Origin of the sequence: Siccirubricoccus deserti, from assembly GCF_014283215.1 — a bacterium.
In the GTDB taxonomy this organism is placed as follows: domain Bacteria; phylum Pseudomonadota; class Alphaproteobacteria; order Acetobacterales; family Acetobacteraceae; genus Siccirubricoccus; species Siccirubricoccus deserti.
The window spans coordinates 1-25,639 of record NZ_JACOMF010000028.1; the positions used below are offsets into that span (position 1 = coordinate 1).

Sequence of the window (25,639 nt, forward strand, 5' to 3'; positions counted from 1 at the left end):
TCAGCTTCTGGGATTACCTCGGCGCCAGGCTCGGCATCCCAGGCCAAGCCAGCATCCCGTACTTGCCCGACTTGGTCCGGCAGCGCTGCCAGCCCGCCTGACCACCACAGGTTTTGCCCCTCTTACGGGAATCAGCCGTCCTCGACCGCCGGCCGGCCGGTGACGAAGCGCCAATGGTGCCACAGCAGCCGCGCCGCCAGCGACCGCCAGGGCGCCCAGCCCAAGGCGATCGCCCCCAGCTCGGCCGGCTTTGGCCGTGCCGGCAGGCCGAGCAGATGCGCGGCGCTGGCCGCCAGCGCCAGGTCGCCGACAGGGAAGATGTCCGGCCGCTGCTCGGCGAACAGCAGGTGAATCTCGGCAGTCCAGGGGCCTAGCCCCTTCACCAGCGTCATCCGCCGCACCGCCTCGGCATCCGGCAGCGCCGCCAGGGCGGTGAAATCAAGCCTGCCATCGAGGCAGGCAGCGGCCAGCGAGCGGGCATGCGCCGCCTTCGGCCGTGACAGCCCGGCGACGCCGCAGAGCGTTGCATCATCCAGCGCCAGCAGCCCGGCCGGGTCCAGGGCGCCCGGCACGGCGCAGAGCCGCCGCCAGATCGCCGCCGCCGCCTGGTTGCTGATCTGCTGGCCGCAGATCGCCCGCAGCAGCCCGGCGAAGCCCGGGGCCCGGCTGCGCCAGGGCAGTGGCCCTGCCGCCGGCTCGATGGGCGCGAGGCGCGGGTCCTGTGCCACCAGCGCGGCCAGCCCGGCCATGGCCCAGGGCGGCGGCAGCGGGAAGGGGGGGGGCGACGGGGTGGCTGGGGAGGAGGATACCATCCCCGCCGCCTGTAGCGCATCGGCCCATTGACGGGGATGGGTCATGGCCACGTCACCTGAGATCGGGCCTGCATATGTCTGCTGAAACCCCCCCGGCCGTGCCGAAGTGCAACGATGGGCAACGGATCGGTGGCCCGCAACACTCCGTAACATGGGCGCCGGAATTGGCCGCTCATTTTCCGCCGCAGGCACTATGTAACAACTGCCATGGAACCCCAGCCCCATATCCTGGTCGTCGACGACGACCGCGAGATCCGCGATCTGCTCTCGAAATTCCTGGAACGCCAGGGGATGCGGGTCTCCGCCGCCCGCGACGCGAAGGAGGCGCGCAAGCTCTGGCCGCTCGGCCGCTACCATCTGGTGGTGCTGGATCTGATGCTGCCGGGTGAAAGCGGCCTCGATTTCGCCAAATGGCTCCGCTCCCAGGGGCCAGGGGAGGGTGGCGTGCCCATCGTGATGCTGACCGCGATGAGCGAGGAGACCGACCGTATCGTCGGGCTCGAGCTTGGGGCCGATGACTACCTGGGCAAGCCCTTCAACCCCCGCGAGCTGCTGGCCCGTATCCGCGCCGTGCTGCGCCGGGCCAGCGGCGAGGGCGCCGGGCCGAAGGAACCGCCGGCCAAGGCGGTGCGCTTCGGCGGCTGGCTGCTGGAGCCGACCCGGCGCCGGCTGCTCAACCCGGATGGCGTCGAGGTGCCGCTGACCGGCGGTGAGTTCGAACTGCTGCAGGTGCTGGTGGAGCGGCCCAACCGGGTGCTGACGCGAGACATGTTGATGGACCTGCTGCGCGGTCGCCAGGCCGGGCCCTTCGACCGCGCCATCGATGTCGCCGTCTCCCGGCTCCGCCGCAAGCTGGAGGATGACGGACGCAACCCGAGCCTGATCAAGACCGTGCGCGGCGGCGGCTATGTCCTGGCCGCCACGGTGGACCGGAGTTGAGCGGCACGGCGGCGACGCTGCCGCCCCAGCCGCCGAAGCGGGCCGGGCTCTGGCCGGGCAGCCTGGCCGGGCGCACCGCGCTGGTGCTGCTGCTGGCGCTGACCGTCATCCAGGCGGCCGGGCTGACCATCCATGCGCTCGACCGGGTCGACCTGCAGCGCTTCTCCCAGGGGCGGGAGATCTCCGCCCGGGCAATCAGCGCCTGGCGGACGGTGATCCTGGCGCCGCCCCAGCGGCGGGCGCAGATGCTGGCCCAGCTGGAATTGCCGGTCGGGCTGACCGCAACCCTGGACGACGCGCCGCTGGCGCGGCCGGAGCTGCCCTCCATCCCGGCGACGATGGCGGGGATGCTGCGGCTCGACCTGGTGGGGCAGGGACCGCCGCGCTTCCGGCCGCGCGAGATCATCACCTCCTGGAGCCCGCGCGGGCCGACCTTTCTGGTCAGCCTGCGGCTGCCGAGTGGCGAATGGCTCAACCTGAACATCCAGCTGCCGCCGCCGCGGCCCTGGCATTCGGAGACCTTCCTCATCGCCTTCGCGGCGATGACCTTGGCTGGCGGGCTGCTGATCTGGTGGGCGGTGCGGCGGCTCACCCTGCCGGTACGGGCGCTGGCCGCGGCGGCGGAGCGGCTGGGCCGCGACGTCAACGCACCGCCGCTTCCGGAGAACGGGCCGAGCGAGGTCGCCACCGCGGCGCATGCCTTCAACACCATGGCCGAGCGCATCCGCCGCTTCGTCGGCGACCGCACCCAGATGCTGGCGGCCATCGGCCACGACCTGCGCACGCCGATCACCCGGCTCCGCCTGCGCGCCGAGTTCATGGAAGACGACGAGCAGCGGCGGAAGATGCTGTCCGACCTCGAGGAGATGGAGGCGATGGTGGCGGCGACGCTGGCCTTCGCCCGGGATGATTCGGCGACCGAGCCGAATGTCGCGCTCGACCTCGCCGCGCTCTGCCGCACCGTGCTGGACGAGGCGGCGGATGCCCACCTCGACCTTGCCGAGGCGATCGCCTATGAGGGGCCGGAGCGGCTGGTGGTGCAGGCGCGGCCGGTGGCGATGAAGCGGGCGATCGCCAATCTGGTGGGCAATGCGCTGGCCTATGGCGGTGCGGCCCGGATCGCCCTGGCGGCGCCGGGCACGCATGGTCAGCCGTTGCGGATCCTGGTCGAGGATGACGGGCCAGGGATTCCCGACGAGGAGCTGGAAACGGTGTTCCAGCCCTTCCGGCGGCTGGAGACCAGCCGCAACCGGGAAACCGGCGGCACCGGCCTTGGCCTGCCGATTGCCCGCAACATCATCCGTGCCCACGGCGGCGATGTGGTGCTGCGCAACCGGCCGGCCGGCGGGCTGGCGGCGGTGGTGACCCTGCCGGCCTGATAGCGGGAGTTGCCGGCCATCAACCGCTTCATGGCGCCCGCCGCCCGCATGGCCTGCTGACATTGGCGGCCGGCGCTGCACCATGCGCACCCGTTGCGGCTTTGGCATGAATGAGCACTCATGCCGCCGGTATCGCCTCCTAAGATCAGGCAGCGCTGCGCTGAAGATTAACAATGCGCGCCCTGAGCGAATCCCCATTCCGCCCGATACCTGTAAAACTGCTAGCGTGGCGCTAACAGCCGGCCCTGGGCCGGAAGGGGGACGGGATGGCGAAGCTGAACATCAACGGCCAGGTGCATGAGGTTGATGTCGAGGGCGATACGCCGCTGCTCTGGGTCATCCGCGAGCAGATCGGGCTGACCGGCACGAAATACGGCTGCGGCATCGCCCAATGCGGCGCCTGCACCGTGCATGTCGACGGTGTCGCCACCCGCTCCTGTACCCTGCCGGTGGAGGCGGTGACCGAGGAGCAGAAGATCGTCACCATCGAGGGGCTTTCACCCGATGGCCGCCACCCGTTGCAGCAGGCCTGGGTGGCGCTCGACGTGCCGCAATGCGGCTATTGCCAGTCGGGCATGCTGATGGCCGCGGCGGCGCTGCTGGCGGAGAACCCGAAGCCGACCGAGGCGGATATCCGCGCCGGCATCACCAACATCTGCCGCTGCGGCACCTACAACCGGGTGCTCGCCGGCATCCAGCGGGCGGCTGGCGAAACCGGCGCGCGTGGCTGAGGGGGCATCGTCATGGCACAGCAGATCGAAGCCTCGCGCCGTGGCTTCCTCGCCACCGCCTCGGCGGCGCTGGGCGCCTTCACCCTCGGCTTCCGCATCCCGGGCGCCGCGGCGCAGGGCGCGACGGTACCGGAGATCAACGCCTGGGTGGTGGTGAAGCCGGACGACAGCATCGTCATCCGCATCGCCCGGTCGGAAATGGGACAGGGCACGCTGACCGGCCTCGCCCAGCTGGTGGCGGAGGAGCTGAACGCCGACTGGTCCAAGGTCACCACGGAATACCCCACTCCGGCGCAGAACCTGGCGCGCAAACGGGTCTGGGGGAACATGTCCACCGGCGGCAGCCGCGGCATTCGCGAAAGCCACGACTATGTCCGCAAGGGCGGCGCCGCGGCGCGGATGATGCTGGTGCAGGCCGCCGCCGAGTCCTGGGGCGTGCCGGCCGGCGAGTGTCGCGCGGCGAACAGCACCGTCACCCACGCCGCGTCCGGCCGCACCGCCAGCTACGGCAGCCTTGCCGCTGCGGCCGCGCGCGTCACCCCGCCGACCGAGGTGACGCTGAAGGACCCGCGGGAGTGGACCATCGCCGGCAAGCCGGTGCCGCGGCTCGACACGGTGGACAAGACCAATGGCAAGCAGGTCTACGGCGCCGATCTGAAGCTGCCGAACATGCTGAACGCGGCGATCCGCGACTGCCCGGTGTTTGGCGGCAAGCTGCGCAGCGTGGATGAGGCGGTGGTCGCCAACCGGCGCGGGGTGCGCAAGGTGCTGCGGGTCGGCGACAGCGCTGTCGCCGTGGTGGCCGATACCTGGTGGCAGGCAAAATCCGCACTGGATGCGCTGCCGATCGAATGGGATGAAGGACCGAACGCCGAGGTCTCCTCCGCCAGCATCGCCGAATGGCTGAAGGCGGGGCTGGACGCGCCGGAGGCCGCGGTCGGCAATCGCGCCGGCGATGCCAAGGCCGCCATTGGCGTGGCGGCGAAGACGGTGGAGGCGGTCTACGCCTATCCCTTCCAGAATCACGCCTGCATGGAGCCGATGAACGCGACGGCGCTCTGGACCGCCGATCGCTGCGAGGTCTGGACCCCGACCCAGAATGGCGAGGCGGCGCTGGCCGCAGCCTCCGAGGCTGCCGGCCTGCCGCCCAGCAAATGCGAGGTGTACAAGATCCATCTCGGCGGCGGCTTCGGCCGGCGCGGCGCGGTGCATGACTGGGTCCGCCAAGTGGTGGAGATCGCCCGGCAGATGCCGGGGACACCCGTGAAACTGCTGTGGTCGCGGGAGGAGGACATGCTGCATGGCCGGTTCCATCCGGTCACGCAGTGCAAGCTGGTTGGTGGCCTCGACGCCCAGGGCAACCTCACCGGGCTGACCATGCGCATCTCCGGCCAGTCCATCGTCGCCGGGATCTTCCCGCAGAACATCCGCGACGGGCGCGACCCGGTGGTGTTCCAGGGGCTGAACCCCGGCGGCGAGGAGGCGGCGATCGGCTACGGCATCCCGAACATCCTGATCGACCACGCCATGCGCAACCCGCATGTGCCGCCGGGCTTCTGGCGCGGGGTGAATCTGAACCAGAACACCATCTACCTGGAATGCTTCATCGACGAGCTGGCGCATGCCGCGGGCCGCGACCCGCTGGAGTTCCGCCGCGCGCTGATGACCCGGCACCCGAAGCATCTGGCGGTGCTGAATGCCGTGGCGGAACGGGCCGGCTGGGGCACGCCGGCGGCGCCGAAGGACGGCATGCCGGTGCATCGCGGCCTTGCCCAGACCATGGGCTTCGGCAGCTATGTCGCCGCCTGCGCCGAGGTGTCCGTGAGCGATGCCGGGGAGCTGAAGATTCACCGCATCGTCGCCGCCACCGACCCCGGCCATGCGGTGAACCCGCAGCAGATCGCGGCGCAGGTCGAGGGCAGCTTCGTCTACGGCCTCAGCGCCGCACTCCATGGCGAATGCACCGTGGCGAAGGGCCGCATCGAGCAGGAGAATTTCGACAGCTACCCGGTGCTGCGGCTGGATGAGATGCCGGCGGTCGAGACCATCCTGCTGCCCTCCGGCGGCTTCTGGGGCGGTGTCGGCGAGCCGACCATCGCGGTCGCCGCGCCGGCGGTGCTGAACGCGATCTTCGCTGCCACCGGCAAGCGGGTGCGGACCCTGCCGCTCCGCCATACCGATCTGCGCCGGGCGTAAGCTGCGCCTTGCGGGCCGCCTGCGCCGCGCTGCTGCTGTGGGCGGCGCCGGTCCTGGCGCAGCCCGCCGCCTTCCAGGTGGTGGGCGATACCATACCGGCGTCGCTGACCGGGACGCCGGGCGATGCGGCGAGGGGCCGCGCCATCGTCACCACCCGGCAGCGCGGGCTCTGCCTGCTCTGCCACAGCGGGCCCTTCCCGGAGGAGCCCTTCCAGGGCGATCTGGCACCGAGCCTGGCCGGGGCAGGGGCGCGGCTGACGAAAGGCCAGCTCCGGCTGCGGCTGGTCGATGGCCGGCGCCTGAACCCTGCCACCCTCATGCCCGCCTACTACAGCACCGAGGGCCTGGTCCGGGTCGGCCGCGCCTGGCAGGGCCGGACCGTGCTGAGCGCGGAGGAGATCGAGGATGTCGTCGCTTTTCTCGTCACATTGCAGGAGTGATGCGCCGGCTGGCCGCCGTCCGTTCCTGGGCGGGCTGCTTGCCATCGCCCTGCTGCGCCCGGCCGCGGCAGCAACCGAGACCATGCAGGCGGCGATCCGCGGCTTCACCGGTGGCGTCGCGCCGCAGCCGGGCGGGGTGACCCTCGACATCCCGCCGCTGGTCGAGAACGGCAATGCCGTGCCACTGACCGTGGAGGCCGAAAGCCCGATGACCGAGGCCGACCATATCCGTGCCATTGGCATCTTCAATGAGCGCAATCCGCAGCCGCATGTGCTGACCGCGGTGCTCGGCCCCTGGTCCGGCACGGCGCGGATCGGCACCCGCATCCGCCTCGCCACCTCGCAGCGGCTGGTGGCGGTGGCGGCGCTGAACGATGGCAGCTTCCGCTTCGCCGAGGCGCAGGTGGTGGTCACCCTCGCCGCCTGCGTCGAGGGTTGAGCCATGGCCCGCACCCTGCTCCGCATCCCCGCCACCGCCGCGCGTGGCGAGGTGGTGGAGATCCGCACCCTGATCCAGCACCCGATGGAAACCGGCTATCGGCCCGGCGCCGATGGCACGGTGCAGCCCCGCGACATCATCCGACGCTTCACCTGCCACTACAACAACCGCCTGGTGTTCGAGGCGGCGCTGCATCCGGCCATCGCCGCCAACCCCTTCCTCAGCTTCACCATCACCGCCGCCGAGAGTGGCATCCTCGTCTTCACCTGGGAGGGCGACAACGGCTTCGCCCAGACCGAGACGCGGGCCCTGGAGGTGGTATGATATCAGCCGAGAAATTGCCTGCGCATTTGCGGCCCTCAATCGCCGGGCGCAGCGCATCCGCGCCGCTTGGCGACGCGCCACCGGGCGCTCGGCCGCCTGCCGCGGCCGGCAGATCATGACTCAATGCCGGGCGGTATGAGACGCTTCGCCACGCTGGCCCTGGCGCTGCTCGCCCTCGGCGCCGGTCCGCGCTCGGGCTTCGAGACGATGACGCCGGAGCTGCAGGCGATGCAGCGGGATGATTTCGCCAACCCCGGCATGCTTTGGGTCGCCGAGGGCGAGGCGCTGTTCCAGCGCCAGGGCTGCACCGGCTGCCATACCCCGGCGCAGATGGTGGGGGTCGCCGCGCGCTACCCGGTGTTCGACGCTGGGCGCGATGGGCCGATCGATCTGGCGGGCCGAATCGCCCAATGCCGCGAGCAGCGCCAGGGCGCCGCGCCGCTGCCGACCGAAAGCCCCGAGGCGCTGGCGCTCGCCGCCTATGTGGCGAACCAGTCGCGCGGCCTGCCGCTGGCGCCCGACCCCGATCCGCGGCTCGACCCGGCGCGGCGACAGGGGGAGGCGCTGTTCCGCGAACGCCGCGGCCAGCTCAACCTCTCCTGTGCGCAATGCCATGACGACAATGCCGGGCGGCGGCTCGCCGGCAGCGCCATCCCGGAAGGCCATGCCAATGGCTATCCGCTGTACCGGCTGGAGTGGCAGGGCCTCGGTTCCCTGCGGCGGCGGCTCCGCAGTTGCATGGTCGGGGTGCGGTCCGAGCCGTTTCCACCTGATGCGCCGGAGTATCTGGCGCTGGAGGCGTACCTGGCGATGCGAGCCCGTGGTCTGGTGGTGGAGACGCCAGCCATCCGGCCCTGATTGCCGTCGCCTTCGCCCGCCGGCACAGTGCCGCGCGGAACGGGAGGCGACGGCGATGCGCATGAACGTTGCAATGATAGCGCGGTGGAGCGGCGACGCATGAGTGGCGAGCTTCCCGTCGGCCTCCGCCTCGCCACCGGCCGCAGCGCGCGGCTGCGCCAGCTGCTCGCCGGCCCCGCCCTGCTGCAGGTACCGGGCGCCTTCGATTGCGTCTCCGCCCGGCTGGTCGATACCGCCGGCTTCCCCGCGCTCTACGTCACCGGCTCCGGCGTCTCGATGAGCGCGCTGGGCGCGCCGGATGTCGGCATGCTGTCCTTCGCCGAGATCCTCGACCGGGTGAAGCGCATCGCCGATTGCGTCGCCATCCCGGTCATCGCCGATGCCGACACCGGCTATGGCGGCCCGCTGAACGTGATGCGCACGGTGCGGGAGATGGAGCGCGCCGGGGTCAGCGGCATCCAGATCGAGGATCAGGCCTGGCCGAAGAAATGCGGCCATGAGCCCGGCCGCCGGCTGGTCTCGACGGCCGAGATGGTGGGCCGCATCCGTGCCGCCGCCGATGCGCGGCTCGACCCCGATACGGTGATCGTCGCCCGCACCGATGCCCGTGCCTCGGAAGGGCTGGAGGCCGCGCTCGACCGCGCCGCTGCCTATGCCGAGGCCGGCGCCGACGTGCTCTTTGTCGAGGCGCCGGAATCCGCCGCCGAGATGCGCCGCGCCTGCGCCGCTGCCGGGCGGCCGATGCTGGCGAATATGGTGGAGGGCGGCCGTACCCCGGTGGTGCCGGCCGCGGAGCTGGCGGCGATCGGCTACCGGCTGGCGATCTATCCCAACTCGCTGACCCGCATCATGGCGCGAATGGGCCAGCTGCTGCTGCAGGAATTGGGCGCGACCGGCACCACTGCCGGCATGGCCGACCGCATGCTGGACCATACCGGACTGTGGTCGCTGTTCGAGCATGAGCGCTGGTATGCGGTGGAGGCGCGCTACACCGTGCCGCCGGGCAACGCGTAGCGCCGCGCGGATTTCGCGCGGCGTGGCGTATCGCCCTGCTGCCATTGCCTGTGTAGCATCCTCCACAAGGCCTGCAACAAGGCAGGAGACAGGAGGAGTTCCAGGAATGCCGATCAATCCGATCCTGCCCCGGCGCCACCTGCTTGGCGCCGCCGCCGGGCTGCCGCTCGCCACCGCCACGCCACTGCGTGCGCAATCGACCAGCTGGACTGTCTATTCCTCGGCCCCGTCCGTCCAGCTCACCCCGTACAAGGAGCTGGAGGCGCTGGCGCAGCGGATGGAGCAGGCGACCAGTGGCGCGCTGCGGCTTCGCCCGAATGTCGGCGGCAGCCTGCCGATCAACATCCAGACCATCACCCAGGCGACCGGCGACGGCGTGGTCCAGATGGCCGACGACAGCTTCTTCGTCGGCGCCATCCCGATCGGCGGCGTGCTGCGCCTGCCGATGCTGATCCATTCGCCGGAGGAAGCGGTCCGCGTCGGCCCCGTGGTGCGGCCTTTCCTCGAACGCGCCTACAAGCGGCGTGGCTGCGTGGTGCTGGCGCAATACTGGTTTCCCAACCAGGTGATCTGGTCAACGAAGCCGGTCGCCTCGCTGGATGATCTGCGCGGCATGAAGATGCGGGTCACCTCGCCGGAACAGGGTGAGTTCATCCGCCGCTTCGGCGGGACCGCCGTCACCATCGGCGGGCCCGAGGTGCCTTCCGCTCTGCAATCCGGCACGGTGGACGGCGTGCTGACGGCCAGCGTCGGCGGCGGGCGGTTGTGGAAGGATCTGCTGAAGACCAGCTACCGCCTGGCGGTGAACTACTTCGATGCCTACTTCATCGCCAATGAGGAGGCCTTCGGCACGCTGACCCCGGCGCAGCGCGAGATCCTGCTGCGGGAGACCGAGGTGGCGGCGCGCAACTCCACCGAGGGCCACTTCCGCGAGGAGGCGGAGCTGACCCGGCAGATCGCCGCCGGCGGCATCGTCACCACGGAAGCCAAGCCCGAAGATGTCGCCCGCGGCATGGAGCGCATCACCCCCTTCTGGAGCGAATGGGCGCAGCGCCATCAATCTGATGCGCGCGAGGCGCTGGCCGCCGCCCGTCGCGTCCTCGGCCGCTGAGCCGCCCGGATGCGCGTGCTGAACACGGCGGCGACGGCGCTTGCCGCGCTGATGATCGTCGCCATGGCGGGTGTCACCGCCGCCGAGGTGATCGCCCGGTTCTTCTTCGATGTCTCCTTCGAACTGGCCGATGAGCTGGGCGGCTATCTGCTGGTGGCCAGCGTCTTCCTCGGCCTTGGCCCGGCGCTGGCCAGCGGGTCGTTGTTGCGGGTGGAAATGGTGGAACAGCGCCTGCCGGCGGCGGTTCGACGGGCTTTGGACCTGCTGTTCCACCTTGGCGCGCTAGCCGTCTCCGCCATCGCGCTCTACTGGATCTGGCGCCAGGTCGAGAGCAGCTTCCGACGGGAGACCGTCTCCGCCAGCTGGCTGGAAGTGCCGCTCTGGCTGCCGCAGGCGGTCATGCCGCTTGGCCTGGCGCTGCTCATCCTCACCTTGCTGATCGGGCTGGCGCGGCTGCTGCGGCGGGGGGCGGCGGCATGACGGCCGGCGCGGCCATCGCCGCCTGCGTCTTCCTGGTACTGCTCCTCGCCGGCTTCTGGATTCCCTTCGCGGTCGCGGTCGGGGCGCTGCTGCTGCTGTGGGACCACGGCGGGTGGAACGCCTTCCGGGCGATCGGGCTCGTCTCCTGGGGCAGCCTCAACAGCTTCACCCTCACGGCCATTCCGCTGTTCCTGCTGATGGCGGAGATCCTGCTGCGCAGCGGGGTCGGCGCCCGGGCCTATCGTGGCCTGGGTCGCGTCACCGGCCGCCTGCCGGGCGGGCTGCTGCAGACCAATATCGCCGGCTGCGCGCTGTTCGCCGCCATCAACGGCTCCTCCGTCGCCACCGCCGCCACCATCGGCACGGTGGCGCTGCCGGAGATGCGGGCCCGCGGCTACGACCAGCGCATGGCGGCGGGCTCGCTCGCTGCCGGCGGCACCCTCGGCATCCTGATCCCGCCATCCATCGCGATGATCGTATATGCGACCTTCACCGAAACCTCGGTCTCGAAGCTGTTCGCGGCGGGGATCCTCCCGGGGTTGGCGATGACCGGGATGTTCATGGCGTTCATCGCCTGGCGGGCGCTGCGCAACCCGGCGACCGCGCCGCGGGCGGTGCCCGACGGCCGCGGCCTCGGTGCCATGGCCGGCGACCTGCTGCCCTTCGTGCTGCTGATCGGCCTGGTGCTGGGCTCGATCTACGGCGGCGTCGCCACGCCGACCGAGGCGGCGGCGGTGGGGGTGCTCGGCGGGGTGGCGCTCGCCGCGCTGTTCGGCCGCTGCGATGCCGAGGTGTTGGGAGCTTCCCTGGCGGCCACGGTGCGGACCACCGCCTCGGTGCTGTTCATCGTGCTGGCGGCGGCGCTGCTGTCCTACAGCCTCGGCGTCACCGGGATCGGCCGGGCGGTGGCCGAATGGATCGTCGGCCTCGGCCTGCCGCGGCTCGGCTTCCTGCTGGCGGTGGCGGTGCTGTACATCATTCTCGGCTGCTTCATCGACAGCCTGGCGATGATCGTCATCACCGTGCCGCTGCTGCATCCGGTGCTGCTGGCCTATGGCATCGATCCGGTCTGGTTCGGCGTGCTGCTGGTGGTGCTGATCGAGATGGGCCAGATCACCCCGCCCTTCGGGATCAACCTGTTCGTGATCCAGGGCATCGGCGGCGGCAGGTTCGAGGATGTGGCGGCCGGGACGGTCCCCTATGTGGCGCTGATGGGGGTGCTGATCGCGCTGCTGCTGGCCTTCCCCGGGATGGCGCTCTGGCTGCCTGGGATGCTCTGATGGCGGGCGCTCGCCCGGTGGGCGGGCGGCACCCCGCTTGCATCGCCCGCCGCCTTGCCCCCCCTCGCGGGGCGGGTTAGGAAGCGGCCGCAGCAATTCCCCTCGGCCTCCCTGTAAGGACGCGTCATGGCCCGCAAGAAGATCGCGCTGATCGGCGCCGGCAACATCGGCGGCACGCTCGCCCATTTGATCGGCCTGAAGGAACTCGGCGATGTCGTCCTGTTCGATGTCTTCCCGGGCGTCGCCGCCGGCAAGGCACTCGACATCATGCAGTCCGGCCCGGTCGACGGGTTCGACAGCGCCATGTCCGGCACCAACGACTACGCCGCCATCGCCGGCGCCGATGTGGTGATCGTCACCGCCGGCTTCCCGCGCATGCCGGGGATGAGCCGCGACGACCTGCTGACCAAGAACGCCGGCGTCATCGCCCAGGTGGCCGAGGGCATCAAGACCCACTGCCCCGACGCCTTCGTCATCTGCATCACCAACCCGCTCGACGTGATGGTGTGGGTGATGCAGCAGAAGTCGGGCCTGCCGGCGCACAAGGTCATCGGCATGGCCGGCGTGCTGGACAGCAGCCGGTTCCGCCTGTTCCTGGCGCAGGAGTTCAACGTCTCGGTCGAGGATGTCACCGCCTTCGTGCTGGGCGGCCACGGCGATACCATGGTGCCGCTGACCCGCTACTCCACCGTCGCCGGCATCCCGGTGCCCGACCTCATCAAGATGGGCTGGACGACGCAGGAGAAGATCGACGCCATCGTGGCGCGCACCGCCAATGGCGGCGGCGAGATCGTCAAGCTGCTGGAGAAGGGCTCCGCCTTCTACGCCCCGGCAGCCAGCGCCATCGCCATGGCCGAGGCCTATCTGCTCGACAAGAAGCGGGTGCTGCCGGCCGCCGTCATGCTGAACGGCGAGTATGGGCTGAAGGACTTCTACGTCGGCGTCCCGGTGGTGATCGGGGCCGGGGGCGCGGAGCGGATCGTCGAGGTGCAGTTCACAGCGGAAGAGAAGGCCGCCTTCGACAAATCCTGCGATGCGGTGAAGAAGCTGATCGAGGATTTCAAGAAGCTCGGCGTCTGATCCTCGATATCGACAGCCCCCGCAGCGGCTCCACAGGCAGGATGACAGCATGAACATCCATGAATACCAGGCGAAGGAGCTGCTGCGCCGCTACGGCGTCGCCGTGCTCGACGGCCATGTGGCCTGGACGCCGGAGGAGGCTGAGGCAGCGGCGGCGAAGCTGCCCGGGCCGGTCACCGTGGTGAAGTCCCAGATCCACGCCGGCGGCCGCGGCGCCGGCCGCTTCGCCGACGATCCCAACGGCAAGGGCGGCGTCCGGCTGGCCAAATCCCCGGCCGAGGCGAAGGCGGCCGCGGCGGCGATGATCGGCCATACGCTGGTCACCAAGCAGACCGGCCCGCAGGGCAAGCTGGTCTCCCGGGTCTATGTCGAAGCCGGCTGCGACATCGCCCGCGAGCTCTACCTCGGCCTGCTGGTGGACCGCGCCACCTCTCGCCTCACCATCATGGCCTCGACCGAGGGCGGGATGGAGATCGAGGAGGTGGCCGAGCACCACCCCGAGAAGATCCTGAAGGTGGCGATCGACCCGGCCTCCGGCCTGTCCGGCTTTCATGCCCGCAAGCTGGCCTTCGGCCTGGGGCTGAGCGGCAAGCAGGTCGGCAGCTTCACCAAATTCGCCACAGCGCTCTACGGTGCCTTCCAGGAGCTGGACTGCGCCATCGTCGAGATCAACCCGCTGGTGGTGACCGGCGCTGGCGACATCGTCGCCCTCGACGCCAAGGTCTCCTTCGACGACAATGCGCTGTTCCGCCACAAGGACCTCGAATCCCTCCGCGACGACAGCGAGATGGATCCGAAGGAGCTGGATGCGGTCCGCAACGACCTGAACTACGTGGCGCTGGACGGCGAGATCGGCTGCATGGTGAATGGCGCAGGCCTCGCCATGGCGACCATGGACATCATCAAGCTCTATGGCTCCTCGCCGGCGAATTTCCTCGATGTCGGTGGCACGGCGGATGCGGCCCGGGTCACCGAGGCGTTCCGGATCATCACCTCGGATGCCAACGTCAAGGCGATCCTGGTGAACATCTTCGGCGGCATCGCCAAATGCGACATGATCGCCACCGGCATCGTCGAGGCCAGCAAGAACCTGCACCTCTCCGTGCCGCTGGTGGTGCGGCTCGAGGGCACCAATGTTGAGCTCGGCAAGAAGATCCTGGCCGAGAGCGGCCTCGCCATCATCCCCGCCGACAACCTGGCCGATGCCGCCCAGAAGGTGGTCGCCGCCGTGAAGAAGGGGGGCTGAGCCATGGCGATCCTCATCGACGCCAACACCCGGGTGATGACCCAGGGCTTCACCGGCGCCCAGGGCACCTTCCACGCCGAGCAGGGCATCGCCTACGGCTCCAACTACGTGGGCGGGGTGACGCCGGGCAAGGGCGGCACCACCCATATCGGCCTGCCGGTGTTCAACACCGTGGCTGATTGCGTCGCCGCCACCGGCGCCGATGCCAGCGTCATCTACGTGCCGCCGCCCTTCGCCGCGGATGCCATCCTTGAGGCCATCGACGCCGAGCTGCCGCTGATCATCTGCATCACCGAGGGCATTCCGGTGCTCGACATGGTGCGGGTGAAGCGGGCGCTTTCCGGCTCGAAGTCACGTCTGGTCGGGCCGAATTGCCCGGGGGTGATCACCCCGGACGCCTGCAAGATCGGGATCATGCCGGGCCATATCCACCGCCGCGGCTCGGTCGGCATCGTCAGCCGCTCCGGCACCCTGACCTATGAGGCGGTGGCGCAGACCACCGCGGCCGGGCTTGGCCAGTCCACCTGCGTCGGCATCGGCGGCGATCCGGTGAAGGGCATGGATTTCACCGAGGTGCTGGAGATGTTCCTGGCCGACCCCGAAACCAAATCGATCGTCATGATTGGTGAGATCGGCGGCCAGTCCGAGGTCGAGGCGGCCGAGTTCCTGCGGCGGGAGAACAGCGGCGCCGGGGCCAAGCCGGTGGTCGGCTTCATCGCCGGTGCCACCGCCCCGCCCGGCCGCCGCATGGGCCATGCCGGCGCGGTGATCTCCGGCGGCAAGGACACGGCGGCGGCGAAGATGGAAGCGATGCAGGCGGCCGGCATCCATGTGGCCGACAGCCCGGCAGCGCTGGGCTCGACCATGGTGAAGGCGCTGAAGGGCTAGAGCGGGGCGCTCCGAGGCGTGAACGCCCGGAGCGTGGAGCCGCTTTGAATGCAGCAGGCCAGGGCGGGTCGCAGTCCCAACTGGACTGCGACCCGCCTTGGTTTGCACCTATCCCGGCAAATCCGGGGCCGATCCGGCCGGGCGCGGCGTCATCCTGCCGCAATCCGGTGGCAGACCCTATGTTTCTCCGCGCTGGCGTCCTATCTCAGCCAGGTGCGGCACCGACCGCGCGCCCAGCGCAAGACATGACGATGCCGCCGGCCATGCCAGGGCCGGCAGGGAGACAGACATGGCCGGAGTGGACATTCTCGCCAGCGCGATGACAGGCGCCAACGCCGCCTTCCTCGCCGATACCTATGCGCGCTGGGTCGAGCGGCCCAAGAGCGTCGATCCTTCCTTTGCGGAGCTGTTCGAGGCGCTGAACGACGATGCCCGGGCGGTACTGACCGATGCCATGGGCGCATCCTGGGCGCCGCGCCGCCGTGGCGGCTTCGCGCCCGAGCCTGAGGCGCCACCGCCGGCCAAGGGCGGCAAACCTGCCGCCGCGCCGGACCCCGAGACGATCCGCCGCGCCCAGCTCGACAGCATCCGTGCCCTGATGCTGATCCGCAGCTACCGGGTGCGCGGCCATCTGGAAGCCCAGCTCGACCCGCTCGGCCTGCAGCAGCCGAAGCCGCACCAGGAACTCAGCCCGACCTTCTGGGGCTTCACCGAGGCCGACCTCGACCGGCCGATCTTCATCAACGGCGTGCTCGGGCTGGACACCGCCACGGTGCGGCAGATCCTCGAGGTCTGCCGTGCCACCTATTGCGGCCCGATCGGCGTCGAGTTCATGCACATCCAGGATCCGGAGCAGAAATCCTGGATCCAGCAGCGGATGGAAGGCGCCCCCTGGGTCAACGCTTTCGATGCCGCGGGCAAGCGCGCCATCCTCGAGGAGCTGACCGAGGCGGAGGGCTTCGAGGCCTTCTGCGCGAAGAAATACGTCTCCACCAAGCGCTTCGGCCTGGAAGGCGGCGAGAGCACCATCCCGGCGCTGCAGGCGGTGATCGAGACGGCGGCCAAGGCCGGGGCGAACGAGATCGCCATCGGCATGGCACATCGCGGCCGGCTCAACGTGCTCGTGAACGTGGTGAAGAAGGCCTACACCCAGGTCTTCTCCGAGTTCAAGGGCGTCGGCGCCAATCCGGACGACGTCCAGGGCTCGGGCGATGTGAAGTACCACCTCGGCACCAGCACCGATATCGAGGTCGCTGGCCGGAGCATCCACCTGTCGCTGCAACCGAACCCGAGCCATCTGGAAGCGGTGGACCCGGTCGTCATCGGCAAGGTGCGGGCGCGGCAGGACATGGCGGGCGACACCAAGGGCCGTCACAGCGTCATGGCGGTGCTGCTGCACGGCGACGCCGCCTTCGCCGGCCAGGGTCTGGTCTATGAGACCATGGCGATGAGCCAGCTCATCGGCTACCGCACCGGCGGCACGGTGCATCTCGTCACCAATAACCAGATCGGCTTCACCACCGTTCCGGTGCACGCCTATTCCGGCCTCTACTGCACGGATATCGCCAAATCGGTGCAAGCGCCGATCTGGCACGTGAACGGCGACAACCCGGAAGCCGTCGTCTTCGTCTCCCGCCTCGCCACCGAGTTCCGCCAGATCTTCAGCACCGATGTGGTGGTGGACATCGTCTGCTACCGCCGCCACGGCCATAACGAGAGCGACGAGCCGGCCTTCACCCAGCCGATCATGTACGGCCGGATCAAGGAGATGAAGACCACCCGCACCCTCTACGCGGAGCGGCTGGCGGCTGAAGGCAGCGTCCCGGCCGAGGAGGCGCAGGCGATGCTCGACGCCTTCAACCAGCAGCTGGAGGCGGCGCACCAGGCGGCGCAGAGCTTCAAGCCGAACAAGGCGGATTGGCTGGAAGGCCATTGGTCCGGCTTGCAAGCCGTCGCGGTCGGCGCCGAGACGGAGGCGCTGCATGCCACCGCGGTGCCGCTGGAGACGTTGCGCGAGGTCGGCGGCGCGCTGGCCCGGGTGCCGGATGGCTTCAACCTCAACCCGAAGATCGCCCGCCAGCTTGAGGCCAAGAAGCAGGCGATCGAGAGCGGCGAGGGGATCGACTGGGCGACCGGCGAGGCGCTCGGCTTCGGCACCCTGCTGCTGGAGGGCCACCGCGTCCGCCTCTCCGGCGAGGATGTGCAGCGCGGCACCTTCAGCCACCGCCATGCCGTGCTGATCGACCAGCAGAACCAGGCGGAATACGTTCCGCTGAACAACATCCGCCCCGGCGACGCCCCGCAGCAGGCGCGGTTCGAGGCCTTCAACAGTCTGCTGAGCGAGTTCGGCGTGCTCGGCTTCGACTACGGCTACTCCCTGGCCGATCCGCACACCCTGGTGCTGTGGGAAGCGCAATTCGGCGATTTCGCCAATGGCGCCCAGGTGATCATCGACCAGTTCATCGCCAGCGCCGAGACCAAGTGGCTCCGCATGAGCGGCCTCGTTCTGCTGCTGCCACATGGCTATGAGGGGCAGGGGCCGGAGCATTCCTCGGCCCGGCTGGAGCGCTATCTGCAGCTCTGCGCCGAGCGCAACATGCGGGTCTGCAACTTCACCACCCCGGCGAATTATTTCCATGCGCTGCGCCGCCAGCTGAAGGCGAATTACCGCAAGCCGCTTGTGGTGATGACCCCGAAATCCCTGCTCCGGCACAAGCTGGCGGTCAGCAGCCTGGCCGATTTCGGCCCCGGCAGCGCCTTCCGCTACGTGATCCCGGAAATCGACGCGATCGCGCCGGAGGAGCAGGTGAAGCGCGTCGTGCTGTGCACCGGCAAGGTCTACTACGACCTGCTGCAGGAACGCCGTGAGCGTGGCACGACGGATGTGGCGATCATCCGTCTGGAACAGCTGCACCCCTTCCCGGCGAACAGCCTGAAGACCGCACTGGCGCCCTACAAGAAGGCCGAGGTGTTGTGGTGCCAGGAGGAGCCCGAGAACATGGGTGCCTGGACCTATCTAGACCGGCGGATCGAGCGAGTGCTGAAGGAACTGGACATCGCGGCGAAGCGGCCCGAATACGTCGGCCGCCGCGAGGCGGCGAGCCCGGCGACCGGCCTCGCCAAGGTGCATCAGCAGGAACAGGAAACCCTGGTGCGCCAGGCGCTCGGGCTTTAGTGGCGCCGCCAACGCGGCGGGCGGAAGCCGGCTGCAGCACGGATCGTACCACTTGATCACCGACGCGGCGCGGGAAGGCGAGAGGCAGATGGCGACGGATATTCTGGTACCTACCCTGGGCGAAAGCGTCAGCACCGCCACGGTGGCGCGCTGGCTGAAGAAGGCCGGCGAGGCGGTGGCGGTGGATGAGCCGCTGGTCGAGTTGGAGACGGACAAGGTGACGGTGGAGGTGAATGCGCCCTCCGCCGGGGTCATCGAATCCATCGCGGCCGAGGAAGGCGCGGAAGTCGAGCCTGGCGCGGTGCTCGGGGTGATCGCCGCCGGCGGTGCCGCCGCCGCCGCGAAGCCGGCGCCGAAGGCCGCGCCGGGCCCGGCGTCCGCCGTGGCGCAGCCGAAGGTGGAGACGCCGCGGGTGCCGGCCGGCCCGGTCGCGGTGCCCGGCGCGCCTGCCACCGCTGCGCCGGCGCCGCATGCGCCGCTGCCAGCCGCCGCCAAGCTGATGACGGAGAACAAGATCTCCGCCGAGCAGATCGGCCCTGGCACCGCCAAGGATGGCCGGATCAGCAAGGGAGACGTGCTCGACTTCCTCAGCCGCCCGGCCGCCGCCGCGCCCACTCCCGCGGCGAAAACCGCGCGCACCCTCGAGGAGGGCGAGGAGCGGGTGAAGATGACGCGGCTGCGCATCACCATCGCCCGCCGGCTGAAGGAGGCGCAGAACACCGCCGCCATGCTCACCACCTTCAACGAGGTGGACATGAGCGCGGTGATGGCACTGCGCAGCGAATACCGCGACGTCTTCGAGAAGGCGCACGGCGTCCGCCTTGGCTTCATGTCCTTCTTCGTGAAGGCCTGCGTCGCGGCGCTTAGGGAGTTCCCGGCGGTGAACGCCGAGATCGCCGGCGACGAGATCATCTACAAGCATTTCGTCCACATGGGCGTGGCGGTGGGCGGGCCGAGCGGTCTGGTGGTGCCGGTGCTGCGCAACGCCGACCAGATGGGCTTCGCCGAGATCGAGAAGACCATCGGCAACCTCGGCAAGCGGGTGCGCGACGGCCAGCTGAAGCTGGAGGAGATGGCGGGCGGCAGCTTCACCATCACCAATGGCGGGGTTTACGGCAGCCTGATGTCGACGCCGATCCTGAACCCGCCGCAATCCGGTATCCTCGGCATGCACAAGATCCAGGACCGGCCGATGGTAATCGGCGGCAAGATCGAGGTGCGGCCGATGATGTACCTCGCGCTCTCCTACGACCACCGGATCGTGGACGGCAAGGAAGCGGTCAGCTTCCTGGTCCGGGTGAAGGAAAGCGTCGAGGATCCGCGGCGGTTGATGCTCGACATCTGACCGCCGCCAGACCGGTGCCCGGCACGGCTGGAACCGTGCCGGGCACCGCAATTCCGCGATTCCGGCGCCGCTCTCTGCTAGACTGGGCAGGGAGAGCCGGGTCGCCGGCCCGCGGCGGGCAGCGCCCGCCGGGCTGCATAACCAGTCTCGGGAGATAGTTGCATGCGTTCCTTTGACGGCCAGTTCTCCGACAACCGTCCGCTGAAGCGGACGCGGGAGGAGAAGGTGCGGCTGCTGGCGGAGCTGAAGGAAACCCTCCGCACCTTGAAGCCGCACACCTCGCAGGAGCTCAAGGTTTCCATTGGCGGCAAGATCAAGGAGCTGGAGGCTGAGCTGGCAGCGCCGCCGCCGCCGCCGCGGGAGCGGCGGGTGCCTTCGCACCAGCAGGAGCAATTCGGCAGCGGCCCGCGAGCGCCGCGCCGGCCGCGGCCGCCGCGGGAGTTCTGAGGCGCGTGCCGGAGGGGAGGTTGTCCCCTCCGGACTTCCCCTGCTCGGGGGCGAACGCCCTCTGGACCGGCCAGGGTCTGGGGCTGTGGCGCACCGATTCTCAAAAAAGCAAAGAATATTTGTCCCTTAGGGAGTTTCCTTCTCCCGGAAGCGGCCTCACCAAACTCCTGCCGATCCGGGGCGCGCGCCCTGGCGAATGGGGCTTGGGGAAGGCAGCGCCTTCCCAACCCAACGCCTATCCCGCCCGCTTCGCCTCGATCGCGTCCCAGATTGCCCTCTCCAGGTGCACCCCGTCGAAGCGGGCGATTTCCTGCAGCCCCGTAGGGCTGGTGACGTTGATTTCGGTCAGGTAGTCGCCGATCACGTCGATTCCGACGAAGATCATCCCGCGCGCCTTGAGTTCCGGCCCGATGGCGGTGCAGATCTCCTGTTCGCGCGCCGTCAGGGTGGTGGCTTCCGGCCGGCCGCCGACATGCATGTTGCTGCGGGCCTCGCCCGCCGCCGGCACCCGGTTGATGGCGCCCATGGCGACGCCGTCCACCAGGATGATGCGCTTGTCGCCCTGCCGCACTGCGGGGACGTATTTCTGCACCACCAGGGGCTCGCGCGACCGCTCGGTGAACATCTCGACCAGCGCGTTGAGGTTGCTGTCATTCGGCTTGAGGTGGAAGACGCCGGCGCCGCCATTGCCGAACAGCGGCTTGATGATGATGTCGCCGTGCGTCTCACGGAACCGCATGATCTGCCGGCGGTCGGCGGTCACCAGGGTTTCCGGCATCAGCTCCGGGAAATGGGTGACGAACAGCTTTTCCGGCGCGTTGCGGACGCTGGCCGGGTCGTTCACCACCAGCGTCTTCGGGTGGATGTGCTCGAGGATGTGGGTGGCGGTGATGTAGGCCATGTCGAAGGGGGGGTCCTGGCGCATCAGGACGACGTCCATTGTCGCCAGGTCCAGCTCCTCCTCCGGGCCGAAGGTCCAGTGGGCGCCGTGCTTGCGCTCGACCGTCACCGGCTGGGCGCGGGCGGTGACGCGGCCGCCGGCCAGGGCCAGGTCGCGGACATGGTAGTGCCACAGCGCATGGCCACGCGCCTGCGCCTCCAGCATCAGGGCGAAGGTGCTGTCGGCGTCGATGTTGATCGACTGAATCGGGTCCATCTGGACGGCGACGCGCAGGGCACGGGACATCGGTGTTTCCCCCAGGGGATTGGCTCGCGCCGTTGCTGCCACGGCGGCAGGGCGAGCGCCAGGGGGTAGCACCGGCTACGGCGGATTGCGTGCATCGCTGAACGCCAATCCGCCGTAGCATGTTGTTCGCAAGGAGGTTTCGTGCTTTGCGGCGTACACGCCCCCCCCCCCCGTGATCCGCTCTACTCCGCGGCAGCGGGACGCCGCGAGGCACGGCGCGGCCAGGCAACGACCAGCGCCGCCACGACCAGCACCGCGGCCTGCGCCGCGAGCCCTTCCCAGCTTGGCGCGAAGCCCAGCGTCTCGGTCCATTCCGGCAGCTCTGCGGGATTGAACGAGATCAGCGCCTGCTCCTGGAACTCCTGCAGCCCGGCACCCACCAGCCGGGCGGCCATCAGCAGCAGGAAGATGGAGGTTGCCAGGAACAGCGGCCGCAGCGGCAGCCGTACCGCGGTCCGGATCAGCAGCCACCACAGTACCGCCAGCCCCACCGCACCGGCGGCCAACCCGGCCAGCATGCCGGTAAAACTGCCATCCTCGGCCAGGGCGGAAAGGAACAGCGCGGTTTCGGCGCCCTCGCGGAACACCGCCAGGAAGCCGATGGTGCCGAGGGCCAGCGACACCCGCTCGGCGGCCAGGGCTGTCTCCGTCTGGCGGCGCAGCGCTTCGGTCCAGGCGCGCGGGTCGGCGCTGCGCCACAGCCAGCCGCCGGTCCACAGCATCAGCCCGGCGGCGAGAAGGCAGGTGATACCCTCCACCATGTCGTCATGCACACCGCCACGCCATGCCAGGTAGGCGCCGGCGGCGACCAGGCTGGCCAGCACGCCGAGTCCGGCGCCCGACCACAGCGCGGCCATGCGGTCCGGCGCCATGCGGCGGAGCAAGGCGGCAAGGGCGGCGAGGACAAGGATAGCCTCCAGCCCTTCCCGAAGCAGGATCAGGGCGGATTGGGCGGCAGTGGAAGCGGACATTGGAACCTATGTTTGCGAATGACTCGCAACTTATAGCCGCCAGAGCGCCCCTGTCGTGTGAAATCGGATTCAGGCCATGGCCGGGGCGCGCAGGGTCTCATAGGCCGCCCGCACCAGCACCGGGCCGTGCTGGCGTTCCAGCCGGCGGATGGTGAAATGCGCCGTGGCAATGCCGCGGAAATGCTCAAGGAAGGCGAGGTTCACCGCCGCGCCGCCGGCTGCGCCGATTACCGGTGCCGCCTGGGCCGAGAGCTTCACCGCCACCGGCGCGCCGAAGCGGGCCGCGACGGCGCCGAGGAAGCCCGGCACCAGCGCGCCGAGGCCCCGGCCCACCACGCCCTGCAGGGTCTCGGCCAAGGCGATGCGGAGGGCGAAATAGCCGCTTTCGGTGTCGTCATCGGCCGGGTCGCGGCCGCCCAGAGCGAAAACCTTCAGGCATTCCGCCTGGACCTCGGGCCGGGAGAGGTCTTCGCCCTGCTCGGCGGCGATTGCCGCGACCTGGCGCAGCAGCAGCGTGGTCGAGATCGGCAGCTCCAGCAGCGTCCCCGGCAGTCCGAGCGCGCCGCCGGCAACGCCCGAGGCCGCCAGCATGCCGCGATGCAGCCAGGCGCCCGACAGCGGCGTCGGGTTGTGCGACGGGTTGCTGCGCAGGGCAGTGCGCATCGCCGTCTCCAGCGCCCGGCGCACCGCCTCGCCCAGCATCCGCTGTACCGCTCCCGGCAGCCGCCGCTTCAGCGTCTCGACCGAGCCGCCGACCAGACCGGCCAGGCGCATCGGCAGGGAAACGCCCTCCAGCACCGCGGCGGCCGCCTCAAGCTCGGCCTGGGCGTCGCCGGGGAGGGAGGCGGGGACGGGAAGGTTTGTCTGGTTCATCGTAACGGCCATAACCTTGGGTGTGGCGCCGGGTTCGCCAGAGGGGATCGCGGAGGGGCGCGAACGCCCCGCGTCAATCCGCCCTGCGGACAAGACAACTGGTTGCAGCGGATTGGCGTTCAGACATGGACGCGATCCGCTGTAGTCCGCCAGGAATTGGGATCCGCTTCGGAGTTGCGGCCTGGATGGCAGCCTCGCGTCGGTGACGATCCGCACCGCTTGCCCGCACGAATGCCCAGCGCCTGCGGGTTGGAGGTGGAGCGGCTTTTGCCGACGCGCCTTGGCCGGGTGCGTGGTTCCCACACCCAATGACTACACGGCCGGCACCTGCTGCGCCAAGGTCGTCCGCCATGTCGGGCGGGTGCACCACCCGGGCCGGCTGACGCAGCCCTGGTCCGCGTCGGCGCGAAGGGGAAGGAGCGCTTCGCCCCGATCAGCCGGGAGAAGGCGCTGGACCGCATCGCCGAGGCCTTCAAGGCCGCCGCGGCGCGGCATGAGCCGGAGGCGGTCTGGCGCTACCACAGCGGCGACACCCTGGCGTGCTGTCGCGCTGGGGATCGACCGGCTGCGCCATGTCATGGGGTATTCGTGGCAGAAGTCGACTATCGCATCGCACGGCTAGGCCCGTGGCACTGATCCGCGGCGGATGGTGGAGGCAGACCTCATCCTTATGTGGGGTGGCAACCCTGTCTCCACTCAGGTCAATCTGATGATCCACATTCAGCAGGTGCGGATGCGGTGCCAAGCTGGTGGTGATGGATGCCTATCGCTCCCCAAGCATCGAGGCGGCCGACATCGGCGTGGTGCTGCGGCCGGTGTGACGCTACGGCGTCATTCGCGTGGCGTGGTGTTGTCCCGCAGCCAGGCGTCGAAGCCTTCCGGCAGTTCGCCGGCGGCGAGGTCGCGCATAAGCACTACACAGTCGGCACCACCAGCCCTCAAATTGAGGCCGTTCAGGGTGAAAGGGGGGGGCATTGCGACCTAGGCGGTGCGCTTGTTGCCGTCCACGAAGGGGGGTTCCGCGCCAGCCCGAGGGCCAGCGCGGCCGCGGCACGAGTATCAGGCGCCCTGCGAGCCCTTATGAACCGGCAGCGGTGCCTTACAGGATATACCGGCTGAGATCCGCGCTGGCGGCCAGCGGTGCCACCTTCTCCTGCACATAGGCGGCGTCCACCGGCACGCTTTCGCCGCTTCGATCGCTGGCGGTGAAGCTGATCTCCTCCAGCAGCCGCTCCAGCACCGTGGCCAGCCGCCGGGCGCCGATGTTCTCCACCTTGGCGTTGATGTCCGCCGCCAGGTCGGCGATCGCATCCACCGCATCGGCGGCGATGTCGAGCACCACGCCCTCGGTCTTCAGCAGCGCGACATACTGCTTGACCAGCGAATGCTCCGGCTCGGTCAGGATACGGCGGAAATCCTCCCGCGTCAGCGCCGCGAGCTCAACCCGGATCGGCAGCCGCCCCTGTAGCTCGGGCAGCAGGTCGGAGGGTTTCGAGAGGTGGAAGGCGCCGGAGGCGATGAACAGGATATGGTCGGTCTTCACCGGTCCATGCTTGGTGGTGACGGTGGTGCCCTCGATCAGCGGCAGCAGGTCGCGCTGCACGCCCTCACGCGAGACATCGCCGCCGCGGACATTGCCATCAGAGCTGCGGGCCACCTTGTCCAGTTCGTCGAGGAAGACGATGCCGTTGTTCTCGGTATTGGCCACCGCCTCGCGGGTCAGTGCCTCCTGGTCCACCAGCTTGTCGGCTTCATCCTTCAGCAGCGCCTGGCGGGCCTCGGAGATGGCCATCTTGCGCGGCTTGGTGCGGCTGCCGAACATCTTGCCCAGCATCTCCTGCATGTTCTGCATCTGCATGCCCTGGGCGCCGGGCAGGTCGATCATGCCGATCGGCATGCCGCCGCCGGCATCGGCCACCTGCACCTCGACCTCGCGGCTCTCGAGCTGGCCCTCGCGCAGCATGCGGCGGAATTTCATCCGGGTCTCGCCGCTGGCGCCCTCGCCGACCAGGGCGGTCACCAGCCGCTCCTCCGCTGCCAGCTCCGCCTTGGCCTGGACCGACTTGCGCGACGCCTCGCGGGTCTGGGTGATGCTCACCTCGACCAGGTCGCGGATGATGCTGTCGACGTCGCGGCCGACATAGCCGACCTCGGTGAATTTGGTGGCCTCGACCTTCAGGAAGGGGGCGTTGGCGAGCTTCGCCAGCCGCCGGGCGATCTCGGTCTTGCCGCAGCCGGTCGGGCCGATCATCAGGATGTTCTTCGGCACAACCTCCTCGCGCAGCCCCTCGGGCAGCTGCTGGCGGCGCCAACGGTTGCGCAGCGCGATGGCGACGGCGCGCTTGGCGTCGTTCTGGCCCACGATGTAGCGGTCGAGCTCGGAGACGATCTCGCGCGGCGAGAGGTTCACGGTTTCGCTGGGCAT

At 69.6% G+C, this 25,639-nt stretch carries 24 protein-coding genes; 18 read left to right on the forward strand and 6 right to left on the reverse strand.

Features of this window, described 5'->3' with window-relative positions:
• Positions 1–131: 131 nt before the first annotated feature.
• Positions 132–857 carry a DNA-3-methyladenine glycosylase family protein gene (locus H7965_RS18965; protein WP_186772160.1) on the reverse strand — a complete coding sequence of 242 codons (726 nt, stop codon included), beginning with the start codon at positions 855–857 and terminating at the stop codon, positions 132–134.
• Between the two features lie 162 nt (positions 858–1,019).
• On the opposite strand from H7965_RS18965, the gene H7965_RS18970 reads away from it, so the two are divergent.
• From H7965_RS18970 to H7965_RS19055, 18 genes are all read left to right on the forward strand, one after another.
• A complete protein-coding gene (locus H7965_RS18970; RefSeq protein ID WP_186772161.1) occupies positions 1,020–1,751 on the forward strand; it encodes a response regulator in 732 nt (243 codons plus the stop codon).
• Positions 1,748–3,130, forward strand: coding sequence for an ATP-binding protein (locus H7965_RS18975; RefSeq protein WP_229682703.1), 1,383 nt, complete (start codon positions 1,748–1,750; stop codon positions 3,128–3,130). Before H7965_RS18970 ends, H7965_RS18975 begins: the two co-directional genes overlap by 4 nt.
• Positions 3,131–3,396: 266 nt before the next feature.
• Positions 3,397–3,861, forward strand: a complete 465-nt coding sequence (locus H7965_RS18980) for a (2Fe-2S)-binding protein (protein WP_186772162.1) — start codon at positions 3,397–3,399, stop codon at positions 3,859–3,861.
• 12 nt (positions 3,862–3,873) lie between these two features.
• A complete protein-coding gene (locus H7965_RS18985; protein WP_222440704.1) occupies positions 3,874–6,057 on the forward strand; it encodes a xanthine dehydrogenase family protein molybdopterin-binding subunit in 2,184 nt (727 codons plus the stop codon).
• Between the two features lie 8 nt (positions 6,058–6,065).
• Positions 6,066–6,497, forward strand: a complete 432-nt coding sequence (gene soxX / locus H7965_RS18990) for a sulfur oxidation c-type cytochrome SoxX (RefSeq protein ID WP_222440705.1) — start codon at positions 6,066–6,068, stop codon at positions 6,495–6,497.
• Positions 6,463–6,936: a SoxY-related AACIE arm protein gene (locus H7965_RS18995; RefSeq protein ID WP_186772163.1), complete on the forward strand. Its 474-nt coding sequence runs from the start codon at positions 6,463–6,465 to the stop codon at positions 6,934–6,936. The genes soxX and H7965_RS18995 overlap by 35 nt, the downstream gene beginning before the upstream one ends.
• A gap of 3 nt (positions 6,937–6,939) precedes the next feature.
• Positions 6,940–7,260 carry a thiosulfate oxidation carrier complex protein SoxZ gene (gene soxZ, locus H7965_RS19000; RefSeq protein WP_186772164.1) on the forward strand — a complete coding sequence of 107 codons (321 nt, stop codon included), beginning with the start codon at positions 6,940–6,942 and terminating at the stop codon, positions 7,258–7,260.
• A gap of 135 nt (positions 7,261–7,395) precedes the next feature.
• Entirely contained in the window at positions 7,396–8,118 is a 723-nt protein-coding gene (gene soxA, locus H7965_RS19005) for a sulfur oxidation c-type cytochrome SoxA (protein ID WP_186772165.1), read from the forward strand.
• Positions 8,119–8,217: 99 nt separating this feature from the next.
• Positions 8,218–9,132 carry an isocitrate lyase/PEP mutase family protein gene (locus tag H7965_RS19010; protein WP_186772166.1) on the forward strand — a complete coding sequence of 305 codons (915 nt, stop codon included), beginning with the start codon at positions 8,218–8,220 and terminating at the stop codon, positions 9,130–9,132.
• Positions 9,133–9,238: 106 nt separating this feature from the next.
• A complete protein-coding gene (gene dctP / locus H7965_RS19015) occupies positions 9,239–10,243 on the forward strand; it encodes a TRAP transporter substrate-binding protein DctP (RefSeq protein ID WP_186772167.1) in 1,005 nt (334 codons plus the stop codon).
• Between the two features lie 9 nt (positions 10,244–10,252).
• The gene (locus H7965_RS19020; RefSeq protein ID WP_186772168.1) at positions 10,253–10,723 is read left to right on the forward strand and encodes a TRAP transporter small permease; all 471 of its coding nucleotides are present in this window, start codon (positions 10,253–10,255) and stop codon (positions 10,721–10,723) included.
• Complete coding sequence (locus H7965_RS19025) at positions 10,720–12,003, forward strand: TRAP transporter large permease (RefSeq protein ID WP_186772169.1); 1,284 nt, start codon at positions 10,720–10,722, stop codon at positions 12,001–12,003. The genes H7965_RS19020 and H7965_RS19025 overlap by 4 nt, the downstream gene beginning before the upstream one ends.
• 126 nt (positions 12,004–12,129) lie before the next feature.
• On the forward strand, positions 12,130–13,083 hold the full coding sequence (gene mdh / locus H7965_RS19030) for a malate dehydrogenase (RefSeq protein WP_186772170.1): 954 nt from the start codon (positions 12,130–12,132) through the stop codon (positions 13,081–13,083).
• A 49-nt stretch (positions 13,084–13,132) separates the two neighbouring features.
• A complete protein-coding gene (gene sucC / locus H7965_RS19035) occupies positions 13,133–14,329 on the forward strand; it encodes an ADP-forming succinate--CoA ligase subunit beta (RefSeq protein ID WP_186772171.1) in 1,197 nt (398 codons plus the stop codon).
• 3 nt (positions 14,330–14,332) lie between these two features.
• Complete coding sequence (gene sucD, locus H7965_RS19040; protein ID WP_186772172.1) at positions 14,333–15,217, forward strand: succinate--CoA ligase subunit alpha; 885 nt, start codon at positions 14,333–14,335, stop codon at positions 15,215–15,217.
• 289 nt (positions 15,218–15,506) lie between these two features.
• Complete coding sequence (locus H7965_RS19045; RefSeq protein WP_186772173.1) at positions 15,507–18,392, forward strand: 2-oxoglutarate dehydrogenase E1 component; 2,886 nt, start codon at positions 15,507–15,509, stop codon at positions 18,390–18,392.
• 88 nt (positions 18,393–18,480) lie between these two features.
• Positions 18,481–19,737 carry a 2-oxoglutarate dehydrogenase complex dihydrolipoyllysine-residue succinyltransferase gene (odhB, locus tag H7965_RS19050; RefSeq protein ID WP_186772217.1) on the forward strand — a complete coding sequence of 419 codons (1,257 nt, stop codon included), beginning with the start codon at positions 18,481–18,483 and terminating at the stop codon, positions 19,735–19,737.
• A 162-nt stretch (positions 19,738–19,899) separates the two neighbouring features.
• Complete coding sequence (locus H7965_RS19055; protein ID WP_186772174.1) at positions 19,900–20,184, forward strand: hypothetical protein; 285 nt, start codon at positions 19,900–19,902, stop codon at positions 20,182–20,184.
• A 235-nt stretch (positions 20,185–20,419) separates the two neighbouring features.
• On the opposite strand, the gene gshB is transcribed toward H7965_RS19055, so the two are convergent.
• The 5 genes from gshB to hslU form a co-directional block, all read right to left on the reverse strand.
• The gene (gene gshB / locus H7965_RS19060) at positions 20,420–21,370 is read right to left on the reverse strand and encodes a glutathione synthase (RefSeq protein ID WP_186772175.1); all 951 of its coding nucleotides are present in this window, start codon (positions 21,368–21,370) and stop codon (positions 20,420–20,422) included.
• Positions 21,371–21,552: 182 nt separating this feature from the next.
• Positions 21,553–22,341 (reverse strand): FTR1 family iron permease, encoded by a 789-nt coding sequence (locus H7965_RS19065; RefSeq protein ID WP_186772176.1) that lies wholly within the window; start codon positions 22,339–22,341, stop codon positions 21,553–21,555.
• A 69-nt stretch (positions 22,342–22,410) separates the two neighbouring features.
• Positions 22,411–23,214, reverse strand: a complete 804-nt coding sequence (locus H7965_RS19070; RefSeq protein ID WP_229682704.1) for an EcsC family protein — start codon at positions 23,212–23,214, stop codon at positions 22,411–22,413.
• Between the two features lie 831 nt (positions 23,215–24,045).
• Positions 24,046–24,189, reverse strand: a complete 144-nt coding sequence (locus H7965_RS19075; protein ID WP_186772178.1) for a hypothetical protein — start codon at positions 24,187–24,189, stop codon at positions 24,046–24,048.
• A 124-nt stretch (positions 24,190–24,313) separates the two neighbouring features.
• On the reverse strand, positions 24,314–25,639 hold the full coding sequence (gene hslU, locus H7965_RS19080; protein WP_186772179.1) for an ATP-dependent protease ATPase subunit HslU: 1,326 nt from the start codon (positions 25,637–25,639) through the stop codon (positions 24,314–24,316).

What these genes read in the sequence shown, in the direction of transcription:
- H7965_RS18965 (WP_186772160.1), bottom strand. Translation starts at nt 857, where the DNA reads ATGACCCATCCCCGTCAATGGGCCGATGCGCTACAGGCGGCGGGGATG.
- H7965_RS18970 (WP_186772161.1), top strand. Translation starts at nt 1,020, where the DNA reads ATGGAACCCCAGCCCCATATCCTGGTCGTCGACGACGACCGCGAGATC.
- H7965_RS18980 (WP_186772162.1), top strand. Translation starts at nt 3,397, where the DNA reads ATGGCGAAGCTGAACATCAACGGCCAGGTGCATGAGGTTGATGTCGAG.
- H7965_RS18985 (WP_222440704.1), top strand. Translation starts at nt 3,874, where the DNA reads ATGGCACAGCAGATCGAAGCCTCGCGCCGTGGCTTCCTCGCCACCGCC.
- H7965_RS18995 (WP_186772163.1), top strand. Translation starts at nt 6,463, where the DNA reads ATGTCGTCGCTTTTCTCGTCACATTGCAGGAGTGATGCGCCGGCTGGC.
- soxZ (WP_186772164.1), top strand. Translation starts at nt 6,940, where the DNA reads ATGGCCCGCACCCTGCTCCGCATCCCCGCCACCGCCGCGCGTGGCGAG.
- soxA (WP_186772165.1), top strand. Translation starts at nt 7,396, where the DNA reads ATGAGACGCTTCGCCACGCTGGCCCTGGCGCTGCTCGCCCTCGGCGCC.
- H7965_RS19010 (WP_186772166.1), top strand. Translation starts at nt 8,218, where the DNA reads ATGAGTGGCGAGCTTCCCGTCGGCCTCCGCCTCGCCACCGGCCGCAGC.
- dctP (WP_186772167.1), top strand. Translation starts at nt 9,239, where the DNA reads ATGCCGATCAATCCGATCCTGCCCCGGCGCCACCTGCTTGGCGCCGCC.
- H7965_RS19020 (WP_186772168.1), top strand. Translation starts at nt 10,253, where the DNA reads ATGCGCGTGCTGAACACGGCGGCGACGGCGCTTGCCGCGCTGATGATC.
- H7965_RS19025 (WP_186772169.1), top strand. Translation starts at nt 10,720, where the DNA reads ATGACGGCCGGCGCGGCCATCGCCGCCTGCGTCTTCCTGGTACTGCTC.
- mdh (WP_186772170.1), top strand. Translation starts at nt 12,130, where the DNA reads ATGGCCCGCAAGAAGATCGCGCTGATCGGCGCCGGCAACATCGGCGGC.
- sucC (WP_186772171.1), top strand. Translation starts at nt 13,133, where the DNA reads ATGAACATCCATGAATACCAGGCGAAGGAGCTGCTGCGCCGCTACGGC.
- sucD (WP_186772172.1), top strand. Translation starts at nt 14,333, where the DNA reads ATGGCGATCCTCATCGACGCCAACACCCGGGTGATGACCCAGGGCTTC.
- H7965_RS19045 (WP_186772173.1), top strand. Translation starts at nt 15,507, where the DNA reads ATGGCCGGAGTGGACATTCTCGCCAGCGCGATGACAGGCGCCAACGCC.
- odhB (WP_186772217.1), top strand. Translation starts at nt 18,481, where the DNA reads ATGGCGACGGATATTCTGGTACCTACCCTGGGCGAAAGCGTCAGCACC.
- H7965_RS19055 (WP_186772174.1), top strand. Translation starts at nt 19,900, where the DNA reads ATGCGTTCCTTTGACGGCCAGTTCTCCGACAACCGTCCGCTGAAGCGG.
- gshB (WP_186772175.1), bottom strand. Translation starts at nt 21,370, where the DNA reads ATGTCCCGTGCCCTGCGCGTCGCCGTCCAGATGGACCCGATTCAGTCG.
- H7965_RS19065 (WP_186772176.1), bottom strand. Translation starts at nt 22,341, where the DNA reads ATGTCCGCTTCCACTGCCGCCCAATCCGCCCTGATCCTGCTTCGGGAA.
- H7965_RS19070 (WP_229682704.1), bottom strand. Translation starts at nt 23,214, where the DNA reads ATGAACCAGACAAACCTTCCCGTCCCCGCCTCCCTCCCCGGCGACGCC.
- H7965_RS19075 (WP_186772178.1), bottom strand. Translation starts at nt 24,189, where the DNA reads ATGCCCCCCCCTTTCACCCTGAACGGCCTCAATTTGAGGGCTGGTGGT.
- hslU (WP_186772179.1), bottom strand. Translation starts at nt 25,639, where the DNA reads ATGCCCAGCGAAACCGTGAACCTCTCGCCGCGCGAGATCGTCTCCGAG.